We start from the raw sequence: 16,041 nt of genomic DNA, 5'->3' as shown, positions 1-16,041 counted from the left end.
TTGTTGGATATGCACTTGTCATTTCATCTGCCTTTGCTCCGGGTCTCAAGTAAATCTTGCCGGAATTTCCATTGTATTCAAATAAAGCAAAATGATAAGTTTCATTAGGATTTAGATTGTAAATAGTTACAGAGGAATTTGTTCCTTGATACAATACTTTTTGATCATATGTACCTATGCTATAACTACTACTAGTGGGATAAGCAAATGCATAATTCCAAGCACTATAGTTGGTAAGGTCCTGTGGCTCTGCTTCTACAGCACTACCTGCCCTTCCCACAAGAAACCGCGCAGAACCGTCTCCATTAGTCCAGCTTATTGTCATACTGGTCCCGGTTATATTTGAAAAGGTGAGACCACTCGCCTGCACAGTGGGACCTGATAAGGTAGTGCCACTACCCTCCAGAAATTCTGTCGTTAGATATTCAGTATTGTAATCTGTCCCATTGAATTCATAGATCCGGAAATAATAAGTAGTAGAATGATTTAATCCATACACCCACATGCCTGTATTTGAATAAAAAGAGGAGCCATTAAAAATTACGAATTCCCCAGGCTTTAGCTCATTACCTAAACCATAGGTGGAGTTTGCAACATAATCAGCTCCATCCTGTGGCACAGCTGTAACAGGATTCGTACTGGCTATAATAATACGACGTGCCCCATCTCCTTTTGTATAGTTAATATAGAAACGATCTCCATCAATATTGCTCACAGAAAAATTACTTGATGGTGTGGTGGGTGCCTGAGCTAATGCAGAAACCTGGAAAAAAACGGCCAAAAATAAAATCCAAAAATGACCTACAGAAAAAGCATAGAAATTTTTCATACCATGAAAATTTAATAGTTAGTAAGATGGACGGCTTGAAATTGTACTGTAGGGTATGGATAAAGATATTTTGAAAGAAGATGCTCCACAATCCCCTTTTAGGGTGATATGTGCAGGTATAAAAAAAGCATCTTCAAAAAGATGCTTTTTCAACCATTCTAATTACCGGAAGCATTAGAGAACGATCTTCTCTGCCAGGACCTTCGCAATGGCTTCCTTACCACAATTAACATGTAGTTTGCGGTAGATGTTTCTAAGGTGAGAACGACAGGTGTCGTATGCAATATGGAGTTCGGCTGCAATGAGTTTTACGCTGTATCCTTTTATGAGCAACTGAAGAACTTCAATTTCTCTATCGGTTAATTCGTACTTGGCGTGACTGCTCTGCCTTTGGTCTCTGAAGGAAAAAAGAACCTTGCGTGCCACAGCGGGAGATAAAGGTGCTCCTCCTGCCCTCACTTCTTCAATGGCTGCCAAAAGATTTCCGGGAGAAGTCTTTTTCAGAACATAGCCGTCGGCACCTGCGCAGAGGCTTTTGAATAATTTTTCATCATCCTCGAATTGTGTATACATTACGATGGATATTTCCGGATCTACTTCCTTGATTAGGGGAATCGCACTTATGCCATTCATCCCGGGCATGTCTATGTCAAGGATTACCACATGTGGTGTTTCCTGCCGAATCCTCCTGCCCACATCAGAAGCGTCGGGATGAGCTCCTGTAACCACATAAGCACTTTCATTACCTAATAGTGTAACAAGTGAGCTCCTTACTTTCTCATTATCTTCAAAAATAACAATACGTGTGGCCATAGGTAAATTTAGTACTAAGTGATCTGCTGTACAATCATCTTTTAGGATGAGACTCAGGCTCTCTTTTTCAAGGTGCCAAAAACCTTTCTCAAAAAAGTTAACCTGTCAAAGGGCAACCAGATCTTTACGACACTGCCTTGCCCCTGCGCAGATGAAATCCTGATTTTCCCATTCCATTTCATTACTCTCTCCCCTACATTTTTGAGCCCGTTCCTGGAGGTGTCCATTGAAGGATCAAAACCTTGTCCGTCGTCCCGAACGGAGAGAAAAAACATGTTTTCCATTATGGATATTTTTATTTTCACCTTACTGGCCCGGGCATGTTTCCGTACATTGTTCAGTAACTCTTTATAAATGAGGAAAATCTCCCTGCGCTTTTGCATCTTCATCTTTTTCCTGGAAAAATCTGTATCGATCTTGACCCGGTAAAGAATTTCACAGGGATCAAGCGCCTCCCCGGCGTATCGCCTCATTTTTGCAACTATATCTTCCAGGCTTTCATCATCCATTTTGATATTCCATACTATTTCGTTGAGTGCCTCTGCCGAAGCCTGTACCTCTTCATCAATTCCCATTAAACAATCTGAAGTGTCTTCTTTATTCATCCATTTCTTCCTGGAAAGTGCCGACAAAAATTGAATACTGGTAAGGCGCGAACCTATATCATCATGTAGATCTGCCGAGATATTGTTTTTTACCCTTTGTACTTCCAGAAGCTGGTTGATCCTATACCTGTAGAAGATATACAGAGCACCGGAAATCAACGCAAAGAATAGAATAAAAAACCACCATTTCAACCAGAATGGAGCAGAAATGGAAATCCCTAAAGTAGCTGGGGCTGCTTCGGAATCTATATTCTCTGCAGGCTTGACCATAAAAGTATAATCCCCGGGAGGTAGATTCGTATAGGCCGTATATTGTCTGTTCCCGGCATTGATCCATTGCTCATCATAACCTTCCAGTTTATACTCATAATTCATGGTCTCGGGAGATAGGAAATCTAAAACCGTATAATTAAAAGAAACCGAGTTTTGTCTGTAAGGCAACTTTATTCCCGTTTTATAGGTTATTAAGGAATCTGTTTGGAGTGGACTATTATGAACCATAGCTCCGGTCAATACAACCTTACTTTGCTCCCGGGCATACATTACTTCCCCGGGATCGAAGAAATTCAACCCGTTAATGCCGCCAAAATAGTTGGTTCCATCCTCCGATTGATGATATGCTCCGGTGTTGAATTCATTGCTTTGAAGACCGTCACCAACTGTGAATGACTTTATTTGAACTACCTTAATTGTATTATCCACCAGTTCATAACTGAGACGGAAGACGCCCCTGTTTGAACTCATCCAAAGGGAGTTATTTCCTTCAGGTATTATTCCGTAGATCATTCCATTAGGCAGGCCATGTTTGGTTGTTAAAGAGGTTGTTTTTCCGGATTTCAGGTGCGTGACTAACAGACCTCTACCTGCTGTGCCCACCCATAGCAAACCATCTTTATAATACAGGCTTTTGATCCCATAATTATCGTCCAGACTTTCTTCTATAACAGGGTTATTAAGCTTTTGAAATTCCCCTTTGCAGGTGTTCAGTAAATGTATGGCACCTTCTTCGGCTCCAAGGGCCAATATGGAATCATTGACCCTGGTAATACTTCTAATATTCATCTTCTCAGGTGATTGACGGGCTTTACTATAAGAAGGGAAAGTCTTTATTAAACCTTCCTTTTTATCGATAAGCAACACTCCCGCATTTCTCGTCGCGGCAAAAACACGTTGGGGACCGGCCTCCATTATAGACCAGATGGTATTATCAGCAATATATTCAGGGGAGGTTTTGGTCGTGGAAAAAAACCATTTTTTTACGTCCCCTGTTTTCACATCCCTAATCAATAAACCATTACCCTGCGTTCCAATCCAAAGATCACCCTCCGGGTCCACGTATAAGGAAACAATACGATCATAATTTGCGATTCCCGGTTGGTAAGGCTTAAGATGAAATGTCTTTTTAATGCTTAGATCTGCCGAAAGATACGTTAAACCTTTACCCGATGTTCCCAGCCAAATATTTTCATCCCTGTCTGTGGCTATAGCCCTTATCTGCCTTATAGAAATTTCTTCGGAAACATCACGTCCGGTAAGGCGCTTGAAATTATGAAAATGTGAGTTATAATAACTTATCCCACCTCCATCAGTCCCTATCCATATAGCGCCTTCTTTATCTTCTTTAATTGATAAGATATCCTGAAAACCTATGGAAAAAGGATTTCTCCTCTCCGGCATAAAATGAAATATTCTCTGAAGATTTTTGTGAAGAAGGTACAACCCGTTCCCATAAGTCCCTATCCAGACATTCCCTTCCCGGTCAGCGTGTATAGCTTCTATCACAAGATCTGCAGGTAGATCGTCCTCGCCATACTGAAGCAGCAGTTTAAAATCCCGGGCACCGGGATCTCTAATAAATAATCCCTCCCCAAATGTTCCAATCCACAACCTGCCTTCAAGGTCCTCACTTATAACATTTGTATTAATTCCCTTGAGGTAATTCTTATTTTGTTCAGGTCTTATATTTGTCACTCCATTCTCAGTAAGTATCCAAAGATCCCTTGAATTATCTTCAAAGATCGACCTCACTTCACTGCCCGCGACTGTGAAGAGATCATTCTGTTTAACTGAAAACTGCTGGTAAGAGATCCTGTCTACATCCCATTTAAATACCCCTTCTTCAAGGGTTCCAATCCAAAGATTCCCCTCAATATCCTCAAGTACAGTGGAAACCGGCGGTAAATTTAATCCACTCTCCAAGCGTTCTATGGGAAAAATATCCTCGGTACAGAGATCCATCACTTTTAACTGACCTCCTTTAGACACAAACCAGAGTCTGTTTTTTGAGGTAAATAATTTTCCTAACCGGGAATAATTCGGAGAAGTGATGTCATCAAAGATCTCAGGAAAAATTTTGAAAGCTTTACCGTCATACCGGTTCAAACCATCCTGTGTGGCAAACCAGATGAATCCCATGTCATCCTGAGCAATGTCTACAACACTGTTTTGAGATAAGCCATCATCGATTGTGATATTTTTGAACACAATATCAGCATCCTGGGCAAAGGTCCGGGAGAAAAAGAAGAAGATTACAAAGAGTAATTTTAGGCCCATAGACATAGCTTATAAGAAGCAGTAGGGCTACTTTCTTACTGATAATCAGTTGAATATACTGATTTTTAAAATAAGAAAAATCTTTTTCTGTTCAAGGAGACAACTTTACCGATGAAATACCTGCAGTTAATTGATTGGGAAATTTTTTGACCTGTTATTCAAAATTCATCTCCGCTGCAACCTTGTTCTTTAACCTAATTAACATCTCTAAAGTTTTATCAATGGTTTCCAACTTCGTTCGGAAAGAAAGCACTGCCAGCCGAATTACAAATCTTCCTTTTATGTTGGTGGAACTAAGAAATACAGTTCCGTCCTTATGTATCTCTTTTAGAAGTCTTCTGTTGAATCCATCCTCATCTCCATCGGGTACAGGCCACCAAAAGTAGGTTACAGTTAGATCCGGTTCCGGTCCCAGCTCAAATCCCAGTTCCTTTATTTTATGCCTAAAGTAGCGGGTAAGGAGAAGTTTTTCCTCCAGGCAGATTTTGAAAGGCTCAATTCCGTGTAACTGCAAAGGCAGCCACAGCCGCAGGGCCCTGAAGTGTTTGGTGAGTTCGGGGGAGACATCTGCGGGGTCTTCTCCGCCGGTACCATCAATGGCATCCTGCATATAATTAGCAGTGTAGTGGTGGGAATGTAACACCGCCTCCCTGTTTTTGACCAGCACCGAGCCCAGTCCGTAAGGCAGGAACAACCCCTTGTGTGGATCTACGGCCAGGGAATCGGCCAGGCTTATTCCGCCAAAGAGCTGTTTGCATTCTTCAGTGAGTATAAAGAAGCCTCCATAGGCAGCATCAATATGAAACCACAGCTCGTTTTTCTGGCATATTTCTCCTATCTCCTTCAGGGGGTCTATTGCGCCTGTATCTGTAGTTCCGGCTGAAGCAATCACCAGGAAGGGCTCATACCCCGATCTTTTATCCTCATTTATCTTTTCTGAAAGATCTGCTGCGATAATCTTTGACTCTTCGTCCAGTTCCAGGTGGCGTATGATCACATCTTCCAGCCCAATGATCCGCAGGGCCTTTAGATTACAGTGATGTAGCTGCGGACTGAGATAAACCACGCTTTTTTCAATTTTTGCACCTTTGATGCCATGCCGGTCACGTGCTGCCGTAAGTGCTATCATATTGGCAATAGATCCGCCGGAGGTGAGATTACCTACAGCCGATTCCGGAAATCCGAACAGGCCTTTCATCCAATTGAGCAGCTCATGTTCCATGGCAACTGCACCGGGGGAAGCAAAACTAATTCCCGAATATTCATTAGTGACCGCCGCCAGGTAATCGGCCAAGGCTGAAGTGTAGATTCCCCCTCCCGGTATATATCCCAGATGCCCTCCGGAAGCTGCCCTAATTCCTTTGGAAGCGACCTCTTCAGAAAAAACTTCCAGTACCTTCTCAAGGGACATCTTTTTTCCATCTATTAAAAAAGCTTCTTTTTTGGCCTTTTCCGCAGAGTAGGATTCAGCCGAAGGAAGGCTGTTTATGAAATTATTCGTGTATTCACGTACCTGTCCCAGCAGGTCATTCCGTTGCTCTTCTGAAGGTTCCAGGGCCTCCGATTCTTTCTCCAGTACCCTGATGCGGGTGATTAGATCGTCCATTAAAGGTATTTGATTTGAAAAGGAAAAATTACAGATAATTTCAGTTTTGACAAGGGATCTGCAGGATTTCTATCGGGAAAATTTGAGCTTTCGGAAATGATTCCGATTCCCGGGATTATCTGCACCGGAGGAAATTTTAAAAATTAATCCCTAACGTCACATTATGTCGCAGCCTCTTTTAACTTTGCAGGAAATTGAGTTTCCATTACCTTCGGAATTCAAAAATCCATCCCCATGAAGATCCTGCATACGGCCGACTGGCATATAGGAAAGAAGCTGCATAAAACAGAGCTCGCTGAAGATTTTGACCTCTTCACAGACTGGCTTTGCAAAATTATTGAAGCAGAAAAAGTAGACCTGTTATTAGTATCGGGAGATGTTTTTGATCTGGCCAATCCTTCATCAGAGGCCCGGAAACAATACTACAGGGCTTTGGTAAAATTGAACCGCTTCGACTGCAAGATCATCCTAACCGGCGGAAATCACGATTCTCCTGCCATGCTTAATGCGCCAAAAGAAATTCTGAAGGAGCTTGACATTGATATTATTGGAGGCTTACCCGAGGATTTGGAAGAGCTGATTATTCCCGTCAAAGGTAAGAACGGAAAACCGCAGGCGGTTATAGCCGCTCTCCCATTCCTCAGGGATGCAGATTTGCGGAAAGCCGATGACGACAATACTTATGAAGATCGCGTGGAAGCCCTGAAAAGAGGGATCGAAAATACCTTTTTTGAAGCCTCAGAAATTTGCGCTTCGAAATACCCCGATCTTCCTGCTGTTGCCATGGGCCATCTTTTTACAGCCGGGATCGAGACTTCAGAAAGCGAAAGGGAAATTCAGATAGGAAATCTGGCTGCCTTTGAAGCATCGAGATTTGGGAACTCTTTCAGCTATATAGCCCTGGGACATATTCATAAACCGCAAAGAGTTGCGGCAGGGGTTCCAACCTTTTACAGCGGCTCTCCCCTGCCCCTGTCCTTTAGCGAGAGAAAAGATGAAAAGAGAGTGCTCCTCATTGACACAGAAAAGAACTGGGAACCGGAATCTATTCCTGTACCCCATTTTAGATCTCTCCTTAAAGTCACCGGTAATCTTGAAGAATTGACCTTTAAACTGGAGACGCTTCAGGAACAGAAACAACTGGAAAGTCTTATAGAAGTGGAACTGAAAGAAGAGCAGTATGATGCCATGAAATTATATGCTCTTGATGAACTGGTATCCAATTTTCAAAAAGAAGGCTACAGGATCGTAAAACACCGGGCTCATTTTGAAAATCAACTCAAGGGAGCGGGACAGGTTTTTGCAGCTGAACAGCAACTTCAGGATCTCAAACCTAAAGAGGTATTTCTTGAGCTCATAGGCCGGCATGAATATGACGAAGAAACCCGGGGAGAAATTTTAGCAGCATTTGACGAACTCCTGGAAGAAATACAGCAGGATGAAAATACGGGAATATGAAGATCTTAAAAATTGAATTTCAGAATATAAATTCCCTCAAGGGAACTCACAAAATAGATTTTTCAAAAGCGCCTTTTACGGTAAGCTCACTTTTCGCCATTACCGGCCCCACCGGCAGCGGAAAGAGCACCATCCTGGATGTAATTTCCCTGGCTCTTTTCAACATGGTCCCAAGGCTGGGAAAAATAAGCAGGAACGATATCATAAATAAAGGCGCACTTCTAACCCGCAATCAGAAAGAAGCCTTTGCCAGGGTAACTTATGAAGCCAAAACGGGTATCTTTGCCTCCGAATGGAGCATCTCTACCAACCGCAATAACAATTTGCGCGATTACGAGATGTATCTCTACGACCTTGCCTCCGGAAAACCTCTGGACTACAAAAAGTCTGATATTCCTTCCAAAAATGAGGAATTAATCGGACTTAATTACAACCAGTTCATCAAATCTGTTTTACTCGCACAGGGGGATTTCGCTCAGTTCCTGAAAGCCAGAAAAGAGGAACGTGGGGAACTTCTGGAAAAGATCACGGGCACAGGGATCTACAGACAAATTGGTGTTCGGGCTTTTCAGAAATTCAGAAGCGTAAATACGGAAATTGAGGACCGGCAGCGGGAAATAAATGTGCTTCAAAAAGACCTTTTAGAGGAAGAAGTGGTTGAGCAGCTAAATAAAGAATTAGAAGAAAAATCGGCTGCCTGTGCTCCTCTGGAAAAAAAAATGGAACAGCTGGATCGGCAACTGCAGCTTAAGAAAAATATAAGAGAGCAGACAGAGCAAATTCAGGAAAAAGAAAAGCAACAGATTGAGGTTGCTGCACATCTTAAGGAGTTTGAAGATCAACATCTTGCGAAGATCCGGAAACATGAGCAGGTACAGGTTTTTGCTGAAGAGTTGAGAGCCTGGCAAAATCTGGACAAAAACTGCGAGGAACTAAAGCAGGAGCTTACAGTGCAGGCCAGGCAGGAAAAGGAGAATCTGCAGGGGATCAACTCCTGCCTGGAGAAGATCAAAAGCTTTCTCAAAACAGAGCCTGAAACGGCATCTGTTGAATCCAGTCTTCAGGAATTCTCGGGAAAAGTGAGAAAGCTGCAACAGGAAAGAGCAGAAAAGCTTAGCAGGTATGACAACTTAAAAGATCGATTTCATACCGAAGTACGGGAAGTGCCTTTCAGGCTCAATGGGGACCTGGAAAGTGAAGAGCTTAAGCTGAAGGAGATGAAGGCTGCAGGAGAAAGCAGCCTGGAAGAAATCAGGGTAAAGCTGAAAGATCTGGACCTGGACAATTTGGAAACTGAAAAGATCCGGCTTAGGCAGGACCTTCAGGCAGGGAGGAGAGCACAGCAAAAAGCTTCGGGCATAGCAAATCTTTCTGAAGTATTAGAAAAATTAAAGCAGGAGGAAAAAACCATACTTCCGGAAGTTGAAGAGCTTCCGAAGCAAATCAAACTGGCCGGCGCAGAGTCGGCTACTATACGGGAGCGGCTTAAAAATCTTCAGCTGCAACGGGAAAATGAGATTCTGAAAGCAAGTTTGGAGCAGCATCGTCACAACTTGCGCGACGGGGAACCCTGTCCATTATGCGGGGCAGAGGAACATCCTTATGCCATGCAGCTTCCTCCCAAAAATGACAGCCTTCAGGAGGAAATTTCAGCAGCACAGAACGAACTGGAACAGCTGGAAAGACAAAATTCGAGTTTGGAAACCAGCCTTGCGCATTATCAAAAAAGACTGACTCAACTTCAAAAAGATCTTAGAGAAAAGCAGCAGGAACTGGAGGCTCAAAAAGGGGGTTTTCAGAAACAATTTTCGGGACTGAATCCGTCCGGAGAAAACTGGGAAGAATTTTGCAGCAGCAGGGAAGAAAAGCTGCAGTTACTGGATGGTTTTGAGCTGGAGAAAAGAAAATTGAAAGCCATTGCGGGCGGAATTGAAATTATTCCTCAAATAAAGGAAGTCCTGGCCCAGGGGAAACAGATCAAAGCCGAACTTGATGACCTTTACACCGGCAATAATATTGATACCGACTGCCTTGATCTTCAAAGATCATGGTCGGGGCTGCAACACCAAAAGCAAAGTCTAACCAAACTTGCGGAAGAACTTAATTTCAAGCTTCAAAAAAGATCGGCTGAACTTAAGGCGGCAGAAGAGGTACTAAAACCGAAAACTCTGGCCATAGACTGTAATGAAATCAAGGAGGCACTGCAAAGGCTGCTGCCGGAAACAGAGTATTTAAAACTTCGGAAAGAGCGGGAAAATATCACCTCTCAAAAAGGGCAAATTGAAGCCTCCTTAAAAACGCTGAAGGAGCAGTTGACAGCCCTTAAACACAGGGATGTGGAAGAAACTGCAGAAGCTTTAACGCAAAATATGGCTTCGATTCGAAAGCAACTTGAGGCAATGCGCGGGGAAAGTGAAGAGCTGAGAAGAAAACAACGGAATAATATTGAACGTTTAAACAAAATAGAGGAGATTGAAAAGAAACTGGCAGGTGCCAAAAAGGCTGTTCGGCGGTGGAAATTACTGGATGAATTGATTGGGGATTCAAAAGGGAAAAAATTTAATGACTTTGCACAGGACCTGAGTTTGTCACAGTTGCTCATCCTGGCCAACAGGAGACTTAAAGATCTTAGCGACCGCTACAGAATAGACAAACCTTTAGATGAGGAAGATGATAGCCTGGTAGCCATAGATGAGCATATGGGCGGGCAACGCCGCTCGGTCAAAACGCTCTCTGGCGGTGAAACTTTTATACTAAGTTTATCAATGGCTTTAGCCCTGAGCGATCTCGCTTCCAAAAATGTGGAAATTAATTCCCTTTTCATAGATGAAGGATTTGGAACGCTTGACCCTGAAACGCTTGATCAAACTTTGGACACGCTCGAAAAATTACAGGCAGAATCTTCCAAGACTATTGGAGTGATAAGCCATGTGGACTCTTTAAAAGAGCAAATAGCCACACAAATTAGGCTTACGAGAAACGGACAGGGATATAGTTCGCTGGAGGTTTTTGGTTAGAGATTTCATTGGCTTTATGTATTAATTAAAAGATAAAATTTTGGCTTATACAAAGGGTTTTAAGGATCTTTATAATAAACAACTGCGATATGAAAAAGATCCTGATGATTCTTACTTCTCATAGTGAACTGGTGAATACAGATTCAAAAACCGGTGTATGGCTCGGGGAATTTACAGATCCATACTATGAATTTATTGATAAGGGATATACGGTGACACTGGCGAGTCCTAAAGGAGGTAAGCCACCGATCGATCCCCGAAGTCAGCTAACAGAGAACCTCACCTCCTCCAACCGGCGCTTTAAAAAAGATGAAAAGGCACAAAAGGATTTTGAATTTACACTAAAACTTTCAGACGTTAAGACAAATGATTTTGATGCCGTTTTCTTCCCCGGGGGACACGGTCCTATGGGTGATCTGGCTACAGATGAGGAAACTGCGCGCCTGGTTGTTGAGTTCTTTAAAGAAGATAAACCCATTGCTGCCATATGTCACGGTCCTGCAGCTTTACTGACAGCGGCAATAGAAGAACCTGAACTTTTACAGGGCCGGGAGGTCACAGGCTTTTCAAATACCGAAGAAAAAATGGTTGGGTTAAGAGACAACATCCCTTTTAGTCTTGAAGACCGCCTTAAAACTTTAGGTGCGAAATACAGCAGTGCGGCCTTACCGTTCACATCAAAAGTAAAAGTTTCAGGTAAGCTGGTCACCGGCCAGAATCCTGCATCGGCAGAAAAAGCTGCAAAAGAACTTATTAAGTTATTGGAGTAAACATTCACATTTTACTTCCGGATTCCTGTAAAGAAGCTGGTCCAAAAAGAGCGGAAAACCTTATCTTTACAGGAGTAATGTCTTTGGAAGAAAAAATAGCATTATTTAAGCCTCAACTGGAAAGGATGCCGGGAATTGCGGTAATTCATCAAATTGAGAATTACCACCCTATTTTCATGACTAAAAATGGCCTTGAATTATTTGGCCTTAGCCTGGAAGAGCTGGTAGCCATTGGGGAAAATTACTTTGAAGAATTTTTTAATCAGGATTTCACTGCGGAATTTTTTGAAAAGCTAATACCGCTTTTAAAAGAGGAAAATAAGGATGAAACTTTCACTCTTTTTCATCAGGTTTTTTTCCCCAATAAAGATAAGTGTGAATGGTTTGTAGCTTCTGTACGAATTTTTCATTCTGTAGACGGAGTTCCCACTCATACTCTTAGCATTAGCTTTCCTATAGACGATGTGGAAAGAATTCCAGATAAGGCAGAGAAACTTTTAGCTGAAACCAAATTCGCAAGACAGCATTTTAACCAGTTTATGAAGCTTAGCGCCAGGGAAAAAGAAGTGCTGAAATTAATCGCAGAGGGAAAAACTCCCCGGGACATTTCAGATCTCCTTAATATTTCAATTGATACTGTTAATTCACATAAAAAAGCTATAAAGCAGAAATTAAAGATATCCTCCTTCTATGACATATCGCTTTATGCTCATGCCTTTGATTTGGTTTAAAAATTCTTTTATTAAAAAGTTCCTTTGGCATTTTTGCCATAGTTCCACAGCACCTTGAAGAAATGATTTTAAATTCTTAGTTTTAATTCCGTAAAACATTCATACAGTTTAAATTTATTAGGATTGAAGTTTGAAGAAAAATTAAAGGATTTCGCCCCTTGTGCAGAAAAAATGCCGGGGGTAGTTGTGGTTCATGAACTACTTGAAGATAATTTCAAAACAATGTACATGAGTCAAAGAGGGCTGGACCAGCTTGGAGTTAGTTTGCAGGAATTAGGAGAAATGAATGATAAATACCATGAACGTTTCTTCAATAATGAAGACATGGAAGACTTCATGGAAAAGTTGCACAAGCTTTTACAGAATAAAGATCCCGATGAAACCTTTACATTTTTTCAGCAGGTAAAGTTTAAAGCTAGGGAAGAATGGGTATGGCATATGGGTTCTATAAGAATATTTCATCAGGATGAGGATGGAAATCCAACGCACCTGGTTACCGTTGCCTTTCCCATTGATCAAATGAAACACATCCCTCATAAAGCGGAACGTTTGCTTGCCGAAAATGAGTTCTTCAGACAAAATTTAAACAAGTTCCTATCATTGGGTAAACGGTCTAAAGAAGTTTTAAGGTTGGTTGCCCTTGGAAAAAGTTCTGGAGATATAGCTCAGGAATTGAACATCTCTGTTGAAACTGTCAATACCCATCGCAAAAACCTGAAAAAGAAGCTAGGTATCTCAACTACATACGATTTTACCGAATATGCTCAGGCATTTGACCTCATATAGAGACAAAAAAAAATCGGGGCCCCTACACCCCCGATTTTTTACTTCATTGAAACTATTCATTTCTGAATAATAATGTTTCAACTTCATGGTGTAAAAATAAAGGAAGCCTCTACTTCTTACAATACCCACTTTTGGTGATTTTAGTATAAAATTAGGGTTTTTATGTTAAAATTTCGGTTGAAAGGGATACTTCTACCGACAGTTGGTAAATAAATCTCTCATGCACAAACATTTTAAAATTTTTAAGCCATACGGATTTTTGAGTCAGTTTAGATCCAGCCAAAGAACCAGGCGCAACAAAAAGATGCTCGGCGAATTAGGAAATTTTCCAGCCGAAACTATGGCCATCGGCAGGTTGGACGAAGACTCTGAAGGCCTTCTTTTACTTACCACCGATGGCAAAGTGAGTGCGGAGATCACCGGGAGTAAGGTTCAAAAGGAATACTATGTACAGGTTGATGGCATTATTGGCACAAATGAAATCCAGGAATTAAAAGAAGGCGTTAGCATTAGCATCAACGGAAAAAATTATAAAACAAAGCCGTGCCGGGCTTTTATTCTTGATCCTGCTCCTGTTTTCCCTCCCCGTTCAAAACCTATTCGGGATTCCCGTCACGGACCAACAAGCTGGATATCGGTCACTTTAACCGAAGGAAAATTCCGACAAGTCAGAAAAATGACAGCTGCTGTTGGATTTCCTACATTACGATTGGTACGGGTACGGGTGGGAAATGAAAAACTGGAAGATATGACCCCGGGAGAAGTCCGGGAGGTACCAAATTTTAAATACTGAAGAAGCTGATAAAAATCCTTTTTACTAAAAGTTCTTTTTCGTAAATTATAGAACAAATTTTCCCCGGCTATGAAAAATATTCTGATCCCCTCAGATTTTTCGGCATCATCCCGTAATGCGGTGCTGTACGGCCTTCATTTGATGAAAGGGCGGGATTGCAATTTTTATTTGAAAGGCATAGGTTCATGTTTGAATTCTGCAGATAGCAGCTTGTCACCTAATCCGGAAAAGGAGGAATGTATAATTTTTGCCACCAAACATGAAGCAAAAGACCTGGAAAAAAAAGTCAAAAAATTCTTCCCGGAGGAAAAATTTCACTTCTATGCCTTGAATTCTTATGCAGATGTGTCCCTGGTTGAGAAGCAGCTTTCCCTGATCATTGTCAGTAATAATGTAAATAATTTTGACACTGTAGGACTGAACAAATCACTCCCAAAGCTTGATGCTCCTTTATTGTTAATTCCACCTAAAGGTTTATTTATCCCGCCAAAAAAAGTACTGCTTCTCCTGGCTCCCAATATTGAGGCAAATCCTGCTATATTAAATCCTTTAAAGAGATTCTATGGGAATCATAACTTTTCTCTTGAAATCCATAAAATTTCAGCAGGAGATCTAAAGGATGAGATTTCAAAAAGGATGGCGGATAAGCTTTTCGGAATTTTCGACTCATATCGTCCTGTAGTTAAGTTTTTCAGCTTCAATGAATATCAAAGAAACAAAGAGGCAGAAAGGCAGCAAAAGTTTGATGTGGAATTACTTCCCGTGAGCAATTATAATATGGAAAGAAAATTAAGTGATGACAGTTATCTAAAAAGTCTTTCGGGACTTGAGGTACCACTTCTAATAATACCGGGATTTGAAAAGAATTATCCTGTAAATTATAATCGTTCCCGTAAAAACCGAAAGACGACTTTCCTTTCCACATGAAAATATTCATCTCCCTCCTGTTGCTATTGCACGCCATCTTACATCTAATGGGACTGGTAAAATCATTTTATGATGACTTTTTACCGGCGCTATCCCGAAAGATCGGAAAACCTGAAGGTATTTTATGGCTGCTTTGTGCTATACTGCTTTTTATAGCAGATTTGTATTTCCTGATGGGATCGGGGTACTGGCCGGTCCTGGCCATTATTGGAGCGCTCCTTTCACAATTCTTAATTACCCTGAATTGGGAAGATGCAAAGTACGGATCTGTAATCAACATCGTGATACTGGCGGTAAGTTTCCCTGCCCTTGTTTAATTTGCGAGCTGTTTAAAAGTGTCACCCCGGGAAAGATCTCCGCTGCGATAACCTTTCATAAACCACTCCATTCTCTGTTCGGAAGTTCCGTGGGTGAAAGCGTCAGGCACTACTTTCCCCGATGTTCTTCTTTGGATGGCATCATCCCCCACTGCACTGGCGGCACTTAAAGCCTCCTGTATATCCCCTCCTTCAAGATATTCCCTGTTATAATGCGCCCAGATCCCTGCATAGAAATCTGCCTGCAATTCCAGGGCCACAGAAAGTTCATTTGACTCCCGCTGATTTAGATTTTGCTGAAGTTGCCGGACTTTTCCTGAAGTACCAAGAATAGTCTGGATGTGATGACCTACCTCATGAGCTATAACATAAGCTATGGCGAAATCTCCACCTTCGGCACCAAAACGGGTGCGGAGTTCTTCAAAAAAGCGAAGGTCCATGTAAATCGTCTGATCGGCCGGACAATAAAAAGGTCCCGCTGCAGCAGAAGCACCTCCACAGGCAGTATTTACTGCATCACTGAAGAGCACCATTCCGGGCTCCTCATATCTGGCTCCGCTTTGTTGAAAAAGCTGGTGCCAAACGTCTTCTGTATCTGCCAGAACTACTTTAGTGAATTCTCCTACCTCTTTTTCTTCAGCGGTAAGTTCTCTTGTTTCCCCTGCCGGAGCCTGCTCCTGAAATTGGTTAAGTATCTCGGTGGCATCCCCCCCTGTGAACAACTGGATGGCGATAAAGATAAGCGCAATTATTCCTCCTCCTGCCGCAATCTTCCCTTTAGAACTTCCCCTGCGGTCTTCAACATTTGAACTTTTTCTCCTGCCTTTCCATTTCAT

At 42.0% G+C, this 16,041-nt stretch carries 13 protein-coding genes; 8 read left to right on the top strand and 5 right to left on the bottom strand.

Annotated elements, in window-relative coordinates:
* From G564_RS0117195 to G564_RS19570, 4 genes are all read right to left on the bottom strand, one after another.
* Window positions 1–829: hypothetical protein (locus G564_RS0117195; protein WP_029038754.1), on the bottom strand; the 829-nt coding region annotated here is incomplete at its 3' end.
* Window positions 830–1,003: 174 nt separating this feature from the next.
* Window positions 1,004–1,642 (bottom strand): response regulator, encoded by a 639-nt coding sequence (locus G564_RS0117190; RefSeq protein ID WP_029038753.1) that lies wholly within the window; start codon window positions 1,640–1,642, stop codon window positions 1,004–1,006.
* A 53-nt stretch (window positions 1,643–1,695) separates the two neighbouring features.
* Window positions 1,696–4,800 carry a ligand-binding sensor domain-containing protein gene (locus G564_RS0117185; RefSeq protein ID WP_029038752.1) on the bottom strand — a complete coding sequence of 1,035 codons (3,105 nt, stop codon included), beginning with the start codon at window positions 4,798–4,800 and terminating at the stop codon, window positions 1,696–1,698.
* 154 nt (window positions 4,801–4,954) lie between these two features.
* The gene (locus G564_RS19570) at window positions 4,955–6,406 is read right to left on the bottom strand and encodes a pyridoxal phosphate-dependent decarboxylase family protein (RefSeq protein WP_037374220.1); all 1,452 of its coding nucleotides are present in this window, start codon (window positions 6,404–6,406) and stop codon (window positions 4,955–4,957) included.
* Window positions 6,407–6,640: 234 nt separating this feature from the next.
* On the opposite strand from G564_RS19570, the gene G564_RS0117170 reads away from it, so the two are divergent.
* The 8 genes from G564_RS0117170 to G564_RS0117135 all read left to right on the top strand — a co-directional run bounded on the left by G564_RS0117170 (window position 6,641) and on the right by G564_RS0117135 (window position 15,205).
* Window positions 6,641–7,864 carry an exonuclease SbcCD subunit D C-terminal domain-containing protein gene (locus tag G564_RS0117170; RefSeq protein WP_029038751.1) on the top strand — a complete coding sequence of 408 codons (1,224 nt, stop codon included), beginning with the start codon at window positions 6,641–6,643 and terminating at the stop codon, window positions 7,862–7,864.
* A complete protein-coding gene (locus tag G564_RS0117165; protein ID WP_029038750.1) occupies window positions 7,861–10,881 on the top strand; it encodes an SbcC/MukB-like Walker B domain-containing protein in 3,021 nt (1,006 codons plus the stop codon). The genes G564_RS0117170 and G564_RS0117165 overlap by 4 nt, the downstream gene beginning before the upstream one ends.
* Window positions 10,882–10,970: 89 nt before the next feature.
* Window positions 10,971–11,651, top strand: coding sequence for a type 1 glutamine amidotransferase domain-containing protein (locus G564_RS0117160; RefSeq protein WP_211224636.1), 681 nt, complete (start codon window positions 10,971–10,973; stop codon window positions 11,649–11,651).
* Between the two features lie 77 nt (window positions 11,652–11,728).
* Window positions 11,729–12,382 (top strand): helix-turn-helix transcriptional regulator, encoded by a 654-nt coding sequence (locus G564_RS20745; protein WP_029038748.1) that lies wholly within the window; start codon window positions 11,729–11,731, stop codon window positions 12,380–12,382.
* 123 nt (window positions 12,383–12,505) lie between these two features.
* Window positions 12,506–13,168 (top strand): LuxR C-terminal-related transcriptional regulator, encoded by a 663-nt coding sequence (locus G564_RS0117150; protein ID WP_029038747.1) that lies wholly within the window; start codon window positions 12,506–12,508, stop codon window positions 13,166–13,168.
* A gap of 220 nt (window positions 13,169–13,388) precedes the next feature.
* Entirely contained in the window at window positions 13,389–13,961 is a 573-nt protein-coding gene (locus tag G564_RS0117145; protein WP_029038746.1) for a pseudouridine synthase, read from the top strand.
* Between the two features lie 69 nt (window positions 13,962–14,030).
* A complete protein-coding gene (locus G564_RS0117140) occupies window positions 14,031–14,888 on the top strand; it encodes a hypothetical protein (protein WP_029038745.1) in 858 nt (285 codons plus the stop codon).
* Window positions 14,885–15,205, top strand: coding sequence for a hypothetical protein (locus G564_RS0117135; protein ID WP_029038744.1), 321 nt, complete (start codon window positions 14,885–14,887; stop codon window positions 15,203–15,205). The genes G564_RS0117140 and G564_RS0117135 overlap by 4 nt, the downstream gene beginning before the upstream one ends.
* Here G564_RS0117135 and ypfJ read toward each other — a convergent pair.
* Entirely contained in the window at window positions 15,202–16,041 is an 840-nt protein-coding gene (ypfJ, locus tag G564_RS0117130) for a KPN_02809 family neutral zinc metallopeptidase (protein ID WP_029038743.1), read from the bottom strand. The two genes, G564_RS0117135 and ypfJ, sit on opposite strands and share 4 nt — an antisense overlap.

Source organism: Salinimicrobium xinjiangense DSM 19287 (assembly GCF_000423585.1).
GTDB classification, from domain to species: domain Bacteria; phylum Bacteroidota; class Bacteroidia; order Flavobacteriales; family Flavobacteriaceae; genus Salinimicrobium; species Salinimicrobium xinjiangense.
The sequence above is the reverse complement of the archived record's forward strand: the minus strand, read 5'-3'. Positions and strand labels throughout refer to the sequence as shown.